Raw genomic sequence first — 8,877 nt, 5'->3', positions numbered from 1 at the left:
GGGGTTTTTTGTTCATGACGCTTGATTGCGTGGTGTTTTGGAAAGCGCCATAAGAAAGCGTTCGTGCCCTACTACAGATACAATGTTTGGCTATTTCAGCCTGTTTGGAGCCATGTCAATCATGAATCCGTCGCCCGAAACTGTCGACTCGAAATCTGCCGCAGAGCGCCGCCCGTACACGCGCGGCGCCGTGTTACCTGCCCTTTTGGAACAGCGCATTCTCATTCTCGACGGCGCGATGGGCACCATGATCCAGCGTTACAAGCTCGACGAAGCGGCGTATCGCGGGGAACGTTTTGCCGACTATCCCCGCGATATCAAGGGCAATAACGAGTTACTGTCGATCACGCAGCCGCATGTGATTCTTGAAATTCACGAGCAGTATCTGGCTGCCGGCGCGGACATTCTAGAGACGAACACTTTCGGCGCAACGACCGTGGCGCAGGCCGATTACGGCATGGAATCGCTGGCGGTCGAAATGAACATGCAGTCGGCGAAGCTGGCGCGCGAGGCGTGCGACAAGTACTCGACGCCGGACAAGCCGCGCTTTGTCGCGGGCGCGATCGGACCGACGCCGAAGACCGCGAGCATCTCGCCGGACGTCAACGACCCGGCCGCGCGCAACGTGAGCTTCGACGAACTGCGCCAGGCCTATTACGAGCAGGCGAAGGCGCTGATGGATGCCGGCTGCGATCTGTTTCTCGTCGAAACCATCTTCGACACCTTGAACGCAAAGGCCGCGTTATTCGCGCTCGATCAGTTGTTCGAGGACACCGGTGAACTGCTGCCGATCATGATTTCGGGCACCGTGACCGATGCTTCGGGGCGCATCCTGTCGGGGCAGACGGTCGAGGCGTTCTGGAACTCGCTGCGTCATGCGCGGCCGTTGACGTTTGGTTTGAACTGCGCGTTGGGTGCGGCGCTGATGAGGCCGTATATCGCTGAGTTGTCGAAGCTCTGCGACACCTATGTATCGTGCTATCCGAATGCGGGCTTGCCGAACCCGATGAGCGATACAGGCTTCGATGAAACGCCCGATGTCACGTCCAGCTTGCTGAAGGAATTTGCGCAGGCGGGGCTGGTGAATCTGGCGGGCGGGTGCTGCGGGACGACGCCCGAACATATAGCGGAAATCGCGAAGGCTCTGGCTGACGTGAAGCCAAGAAAGTGGCCGTCGCACTATCGTGAAGCTGCCTGACTGCCTGACTGCCTGACACGACGCCCAAGCCCTTCGACAAGACAATCACGCTGCAACGCCAGAGACACCATGACCGATCACACCATGCGCCTTTCCGGCCTCGAGCCGTTCAACGTCACCGACGGCTCGCTCTTCATCAACGTGGGTGAGCGGACCAACGTCACGGGATCGAAAGCGTTTTCCCGCATGATCCTCAACAACCAGTTCGACGAAGCGCTGGCTGTTGCGCGCCAGCAGGTTGAGAACGGTGCTCAGATCATCGACATCAACATGGACGAGGCCATGCTCGATTCGAAAGCGGCCATGGTTCGATTCCTGAACCTGATCGCTTCCGAACCGGATATTTCGCGCGTGCCGATCATGATCGACTCGTCGAAGTGGGAAGTGATCGAAGCGGGGCTGAAATGCGTGCAGGGCAAGGCGGTCGTGAACTCGATCTCGCTGAAGGAAGGCGAAGACGCGTTCCGCCATCACGCCACGCTGATCCGCCGCTACGGCGCGGCCGCCGTCGTGATGGCCTTCGACGAAGACGGCCAGGCCGATACCTACGAACGCAAGACGCAGATCTGCAAGCGCTCGTACGATTTCCTCGTGAACGAAGTGGGCTTCCCGCCGGAAGACATCATCTTCGATCCGAATATTTTCGCGATCGCCACGGGCATTGAAGAGCACAACAACTACGCCGTCGACTTCATCAACGCTACGCGCTGGATCAAGGAAAACCTGCCCCACGCGAAGATCAGCGGCGGTGTGTCGAACGTGTCGTTCTCGTTTCGCGGCAACGATCCGGTGCGTGAAGCCATCCACACCGTGTTCCTCTACCACGCGATTCAGGCCGGCATGGACATGGGTATCGTGAACGCGGGTCAGCTCGGCGTATATCAGGATCTCGATCCCGAACTGCGCGAACGCGTGGAAGACGTGGTGTTGAACCGTCGTGACGACGGCACGGATCGCTTGCTCGAAATCGCCGATAAATTCAAAACCGGCGCCGCGAAGAAAGAAGAGAACCTCGAATGGCGCAACCAGCCCGTCGATAAACGCCTCGCCCACGCGCTGGTGCATGGCATCACGAACTTCATCGTGGAAGATACGGAGGAAGTTCGGGCGCGCATTGAAGCTGAAGGCGGCCGGCCGATCAACGTGATCGAAGGGCCGTTGATGGACGGCATGAATATCGTCGGCGACCTGTTCGGCGCGGGCAAGATGTTCCTGCCGCAAGTGGTCAAGTCGGCGCGCGTGATGAAGCAAGCCGTGGCGCACCTGATTCCGTACATCGAGGAAGAGAAGCAGCGCATGGCCGATGCCGGCGAGGACGTCCGGCCGAAGGGCAAGATCGTGATCGCGACGGTCAAGGGCGATGTACACGACATCGGCAAGAACATTGTCTCGGTCGTGCTCCAGTGCAACAACTTCGAAGTCGTCAACATGGGCGTGATGGTGCCCTGCGCGACCATCCTTGCGATGGCGAAAGAACAAGGCGCGGACATCATCGGCTTGTCGGGGCTGATCACGCCGAGCCTTGAAGAGATGGCGTACGTTGCGTCCGAAATGCAACGCGACGACTATTTCCGCGGCAAGCAAACGCCGCTGCTGATCGGCGGCGCAACGACCTCACGCGTGCACACGGCCGTGAAAATTGCCCCGCATTACGATGGCCCGGTGGTCTACGTGCCGGATGCGTCGCGCTCGGTATCGGTGGCGTCGAGCCTGCTCTCTGACGAGGGCGCGAAGAAATACCTCGCAGACCTCAAGACAGACTACGAACGCATTCGCACGCAGCACGCGAACCGCAAGGCGACGCCCATGGTCACCTACGCCGAAGCGCGCGCGAACAAGACGAAAATCGACTGGGCGAGCTACGAGCCGAAGAAACCGACCTTCATCGGGCGGCGCATTTTCAAGAATTACGATCTCGCAGACCTGGCGAATTACATCGACTGGGCGCCGTTCTTCCAGACCTGGGACCTCGCCGGCCCCTATCCGGCCATTCTCAACGATGAAATCGTCGGCGAATCGGCGCGGCGCGTTTTCTCCGATGGCAAGTCGATGCTCTCACGCATCATCCAGGGCCGCTGGCTGCAGGCGAACGGCGTGGTGATGCTGCTGCCGGCGAACACGGTGAACGACGACGACATCGAAATCTATACCGACGATACCCGCATGCAAGTCGCCATGACATGGCGTAACTTGCGCCAGCAAACCGTGCGTCCGATCGTGGATGGCGTGCAGCGTTCCAACCGCTCGCTCGCGGATTTCATCGCGCCGAAGGACTCGGGCGTGGCGGACTACATCGGCATGTTCGCGGTGACGGCGGGCCTGGGCATCGACAAGAAAGAGAAGCAGTTCGAAGCCGACAACGACGACTACAGCGCAATCATGCTGAAGGCACTGGCCGATCGTTTTGCTGAAGCCTTTGCCGAAGCGCTGCACGCGCGGGTGCGTCGCGAACTGTGGGGTTACGCAGCCGGCGAAACACTCGACAACACCGCCATGATCGAAGAAAAGTATCGGGGAATTCGTCCTGCGCCGGGTTATCCGGCGTGCCCGGACCACCTGGTGAAGCAGGACATGTTCGACGTGCTGCAAGCGAACGAAATCGGCATGACGGTGACCGAGTCGCTTGCCATGTTGCCGGCAGCGAGCGTGTCGGGCTTTTACATCGCGCATCCGGAAAGCACGTACTTTTCGGTCGGCAAGATCGCCGACGATCAGGTCGAAAGTTTCGCGCAACGCATGGCGATTTCGAAGAACGATGCCGAACGCGCACTGGCGCCCTTACTCTAGGCAAAAACCAGGCGCAGCCAAATACCGGGAATCACAAAGACGCAATATTGGCGAAGTCTATTACGGTTATTTTGATTTTCCTTACACTCGAAGGGGTGCAAAGGCCGTCATGGCGGCGGTCACGCATTCCTTCAAATCGTCACGGAGAAAGTCGAAAATGATCAAGCTGTCGCCTGTCCTCGCCGTTGCTGTTGCTGTGCTGTTCACGTCGGGAAGTACGGCTGCCTTCGCGCAGGGCGGCGCAAGCTCGAGCACCGCGTCGAGCTATTCGCCGCCCATCACGGAGCACAAGAAAAAGCCCCGCAAGCCGCGTGCGAAGAAAGGCGCGAGCATGCCTGCATCCGGAGCCGCGCAGTAAGCGTTCTACGGCCCTGGATTCATCGGAACAAAAAAACCCGCTTCGGCAACGAGGCGGGTTTTTTTAACGCTTACACCATTGGTTCGCTTCCGGCTGAGTCAATGGGTCAATCCCGCCACGTCACCCAGGCTCAAACGCCCCACAGGATGTCGCCCTCCGCCTGATGCGCGAGGCGCATCATGTCGAGGAACGGGTAAGCGCGCTGCGCCAGACCGACGGGAATCTCGTGCGGCTCATGGCCGGGCTCGCCTTCGTGGAAGTGGCCATCGTGTTCGGCGCGTTCCTGTTTGTCTGTCGCAACCGCCGACTCCAGCTTCTGGATGCATTCAGGGAGTTCTTCGTGCGTAATGACGCCGCGCTCGCCAAGCCGCTTGCCGATGATGCCAAGCAGGTAATCAGCGAGGTTGTCGAGCATCTGAACGTCTGGTGCAGCTCTGGTTTTAAATGTGATCAGCATGACAAGGTCCTTTCCCTTATGTTGGCCTTTGGTGGCTAATGAGCGAGATGCGCCAGGCGTGGCAAGAGTCCAGGCCACACCATCACACGCCGGCGCATTGTGTTAATTCCTGGCTCGTTTTCCCGACTCGACCCTGATTCGACATATTAGCACCTGCTAAAATCCCGTTTTACCCGAGCAAATGTTGCACCGGTTACAAAACCCCGGTTTTGGCGTTATCGCTGCAACCGGCTCCGGCTATGCTTGCGGACGCGCATACGCAGACGTGCGTAGCGACTTGACCGAGTGTCCGAAGTCCTCTGCGCGCCGAACGAGCGTAATGGATTGAAACAGGACTGAGACTTTTGAGCACGCGTCACGCCGGCGTTTGAACTCGATTGCACGTTTTTGCCGCGTTCGCAGCGAGCGCGTGGATAGAAATAAACAAGCAAGCAAACAATTACCGGATTTAAGAATCAGCATGCTGCCCGCACAAAAACATACCCTCGAAACGCTGCTCGCCGACGCGGTCAAGCAGGTCGTACAGGCGTCGCAAGGCGCATCGGAAGCGAACTTTGTCGAGCCGGCCATCGTCCTGGAGCGCCCGAAAGTCGCGGCGCACGGTGACGTGGCGTCGAACGTGGCCATGCAACTCGCCAAGCCGCTGCGCGCGAATCCGCGCCAACTGGCGCAGCAGATCGTGGATGCGGTGCTCGCGCTGCCGGCAGCTCTTGGCCTGGTCGACGCCGCCGAAGTCGCCGGTCCGGGCTTCATCAACTTGCGGCTGGCGGCAGCGGCGAAACAGGCCGTGGTGCCGGCGGTTATCGTCGAAGGCGCGCGCTACGGCTACAACGCCCGCGACGAAGGCAAACGCGTGCTGATCGAATTCGTTTCGGCCAACCCGACCGGGCCGCTGCACGTCGGCCACGGCCGCCAGGCCACGCTCGGCGACGCGCTGGCGAACCTGCTCGGCACGCAAGGCAACGCGGTGCATCGCGAGTTCTACTACAACGACGCCGGCGTGCAGATCGGCAATCTCGCCATGTCCACGCAACTGCGCGCCCGCGGTTTTGCGCCGGGCGACAAGGAGTGGCCGGAAAACGCGTACAACGGCGAGTACATCGCGGACATCGCACGCGATTACCTGGCCGGTGCCACGGTCGCGGCCAAGGACGGCGCGCCGGTGACGGCGAAGGGCGATGTCGGCGATATCGACGCCATTCGCGTCTTTGCCGTCGCGTACCTGCGCCACGAACAGGATCTGGACCTGACCGCATTCGGCGTGGACTTCGACCAGTTCTACCTGGAGTCGTCGCTGTATAACGAGGGACGCGTGCAAGCCACCGTCGACTCGCTGATCGCCGCCGGCAAGACCTACGAGCAGGACGGCGCGCTATGGCTGCGCACGACCGACGACGGCGACGATAAAGACCGCGTGATGCGCAAGTCCGACGGCACGTACACGTATTTCGTGCCGGACGTCGCGTATCACGTGGCGAAGTGGCAGCGCGGCTTCACCAAGGTCATCAACGTGCAGGGCTCGGACCACCACGGCACCATCGCTCGCGTGCGGGCGGGGCTGCAGGGGCTTGGCATCGGCATTCCGAAGGGTTACCCCGACTACGTGCTGCACAAGATGGTCACGGTCATGCGCAACGGCGTGGAAGTGAAGATCTCGAAGCGCGCGGGCAGCTATGTGACGGTGCGCGACCTGATCGAATGGTCGGGGGGCATGACGCCGGGCGAGGAAGTAGCGCCTGACCAGATTGATGAAGACACCATTCGCCGCGGCCGCGACGCCGTGCGTTTCTTCCTGATCTCGCGTAAGGCTGATACAGAATTCGTCTTCGATATCGACCTGGCGCTCAAGCAAAGCGACGAAAATCCGGTGTATTACGTGCAGTACGCGCACGCACGGATCTGCACGATCCTCGGCGACTGGAAGACGAAATACGCCGGCAATGCAGAGACGCTGCAGAACGTCGATCTTGCGCCGCTCTCGAGCGAACGCGCGATGGCGCTGCTGAACAAGCTCGCCGAGTATCCGGACATGCTCTCGCACGCAGCGGACGAACTCGCGCCGCACGCGGTCGCGTTCTATCTGCGTGACCTCGCGGGCGAATTCCACTCGTTCTACAATGCGGAGCGCGTGCTGGTGGAGGAAGAGGGCGTGCGCAACGCTCGCATCGCGTTGCTTGCCGCTACCCGTCAGGTGCTCGAAAACGGCCTCGCGCTGATTGGCGTGTCCGCTCCCGTCAAGATGTGATTCCCGCGCGGGGCACTTCCGGCGCGTCGAGCGTGTCATAAGCCCGACGCGCCGCAAGTGCCCCGCGCGCGTACTACGGGTGAAGACGGCTGACGACGGTTGCATGACTTAACACAACGCCGCGCAACGCCAAACCGCGCTTGAGGCCGCCGTTATAATCGTCGGCCATTCAGAAGACTTTTTGCAGGTTATTCATACGATGGCAAAACCACGCAGCACGTCGAAGCAGTCGAAGCAAACCGGGGGGACTTTTCTCGGTATCGTGCTGGGCTTGATTGTCGGCCTTGCAATTGCAGTGATCGTGGCGCTGTACATCACGCGCGCGCCCACACCGTTCGTCGCGAAGGTCGCGCCGGCTCCAGCCGACGCGGGCTCCGCACCCGCCACGGGACAGCCGTACGATCCCAACCGGCCGCTCCAGGGCAAGACACCGGGCCAGGCCGTGCCGCAAGCCGCCCAGCCCGCGCCGCCGAATACCGCACCCGGGCAGACCAACAACCAGACGCAGTCGTCGGGCATGCAGGACGAACCTGAGATCCTTGAAGTGCCGCCGTCGGCTGCGAACGGTACCGCCGTTGCGCCGAAGCCGGCCACCGTGCCTCCAGTCGCGAACGCGCCGGGCGGCTCGTCGAGCACGACGCCTGCGAAGAAGCCGGCTGAAGCACAGGCTTCGTCAACGGCCAAGGTCACGCCACCCGCACCCGGCGACGCGAACACCGGCTATTTCCTGCAGGTTGGTGCGTACAAGACCCAGGCCGATGCAGAGCAGCAGCGCGCACGGCTCGGCTTCCAGGGTTTCGAGTCGAAGGTCACGCAACGCGATGCCGGCAACGTCACGTATTTCCGCGTGCGGATCGGACCGTTCACGAAGTTCGAGGACATGAACAACGTGCGCCAGCGACTTTCCGACGCAGGCGTGGACACCGCGGTCATCCGCTTCTCCAAGCAGTGAATGCGCAGTAGACCCCGCAGCCCGCGCGGCCTTTTGTACGAGGCTGGCGCGGGTTGATAGCATAAAGCGGCCAACGCCGCTGAGCGGCGGCCGACAGCGGCCCGGGCTGACAGGGCACGGCGCCTGCATCGGCCCGGCCCAGCCGGTTTAAGCTTCCTGTTTAAGCTTCCTTTAAGCGTCGTGTGTTCCCCTTTTGCGTCTCCACGCCCTTTCTCGGTCATTATGAAAAAACTTTTCAGCGCCCTCGCTCTCTCCCTCGGCCTCGTGGCCGGCACCCTGAGCGCCATGAATGCGGCGCACGCATCGCCGGCAGCGCCTGTCGCGGGCACCGACTACACGGTGCTGCAAGCCGCGCAGCCGGTGGACGCGCAGGGCAAGATCGAAGTGATCGAATTCATGTGGTACGGCTGCCCCCACTGCAACGAATTCGACCCGTACCTGGAAGCGTGGGTGAAGAAGCAAGGACCTGACGTCGTCTTCAAGCGCGTGCCGGTGGCCTTTCGCGACGACTTCATCCCGCACTCGAAGATGTATCACGCACTCGACGCACTCGGCCTCGCGGACAAGCTCACGCCCGCCGTGTTCAACGAGATCCACGTGAAGAAGAACTATCTGCTGACGCCGGAAGCGCAGGCTACGTTCCTCGCCACGCAAGGTGTCGACAAGAAGAAGTACATGGACGCGTACAACTCCTTCTCGACGCAAAGCGACCTGCAACGTGACAACAAGCTGCTGCAGGACTACAAGATCGACGGCGTGCCGACGCTTGCCGTGCAGGGCAAGTACGAAACGGGTCCGGCCACCACGAATAGCCTGCCGGGCACGATCCAGGTCCTCGATTTCCTGATCAGCCAGATTCGCGCGAAGAAGATGTAAAGGC

General features: G+C 61.0%; 7 protein-coding genes. 6 read left to right on the top strand and 1 reads right to left on the bottom strand.

What is annotated here, in order from left to right:
- Positions 1–121 precede the first annotated feature (121 nt).
- The 3 genes from BSU04_RS33555 (at position 122) to BSU04_RS33545 (ending at position 4,343) form a co-directional block, all read left to right on the top strand.
- Positions 122–1,198: a homocysteine S-methyltransferase family protein gene (locus tag BSU04_RS33555; RefSeq protein WP_089164579.1), complete on the top strand. Its 1,077-nt coding sequence runs from the start codon at positions 122–124 to the stop codon at positions 1,196–1,198.
- 69 nt (positions 1,199–1,267) lie between these two features.
- A complete protein-coding gene (gene metH, locus BSU04_RS33550; protein ID WP_179258525.1) occupies positions 1,268–3,985 on the top strand; it encodes a methionine synthase in 2,718 nt (905 codons plus the stop codon).
- A gap of 157 nt (positions 3,986–4,142) precedes the next feature.
- Complete coding sequence (locus BSU04_RS33545) at positions 4,143–4,343, top strand: hypothetical protein (RefSeq protein ID WP_089164574.1); 201 nt, start codon at positions 4,143–4,145, stop codon at positions 4,341–4,343.
- Between the two features lie 130 nt (positions 4,344–4,473).
- Here the strand turns inward: BSU04_RS33545 and BSU04_RS33540 are convergent, their stop codons facing one another.
- Positions 4,474–4,800 (bottom strand): DUF1840 domain-containing protein, encoded by a 327-nt coding sequence (locus BSU04_RS33540; RefSeq protein ID WP_089164573.1) that lies wholly within the window; start codon positions 4,798–4,800, stop codon positions 4,474–4,476.
- Positions 4,801–5,260: 460 nt separating this feature from the next.
- On the opposite strand from BSU04_RS33540, the gene argS reads away from it, so the two are divergent.
- The 3 genes from argS (at position 5,261) to BSU04_RS33525 (ending at position 8,873) form a co-directional block, all read left to right on the top strand.
- The gene (gene argS, locus BSU04_RS33535) at positions 5,261–7,045 is read left to right on the top strand and encodes an arginine--tRNA ligase (RefSeq protein ID WP_089164572.1); all 1,785 of its coding nucleotides are present in this window, start codon (positions 5,261–5,263) and stop codon (positions 7,043–7,045) included.
- A 181-nt stretch (positions 7,046–7,226) separates the two neighbouring features.
- The gene (locus tag BSU04_RS33530) at positions 7,227–7,997 is read left to right on the top strand and encodes an SPOR domain-containing protein (protein WP_089164571.1); all 771 of its coding nucleotides are present in this window, start codon (positions 7,227–7,229) and stop codon (positions 7,995–7,997) included.
- Between the two features lie 222 nt (positions 7,998–8,219).
- Entirely contained in the window at positions 8,220–8,873 is a 654-nt protein-coding gene (locus BSU04_RS33525) for a thiol:disulfide interchange protein DsbA/DsbL (RefSeq protein WP_089164570.1), read from the top strand.
- Positions 8,874–8,877: the final 4 nt, after the last annotated feature.

Origin of the sequence: Caballeronia sordidicola (genome assembly GCF_002220365.1) — a bacterium.
Classification (GTDB): Bacteria; Pseudomonadota; Gammaproteobacteria; order Burkholderiales; family Burkholderiaceae; genus Caballeronia; species Caballeronia sordidicola_C.
This window is presented reverse-complemented; position numbering and strand designations above follow the sequence as displayed.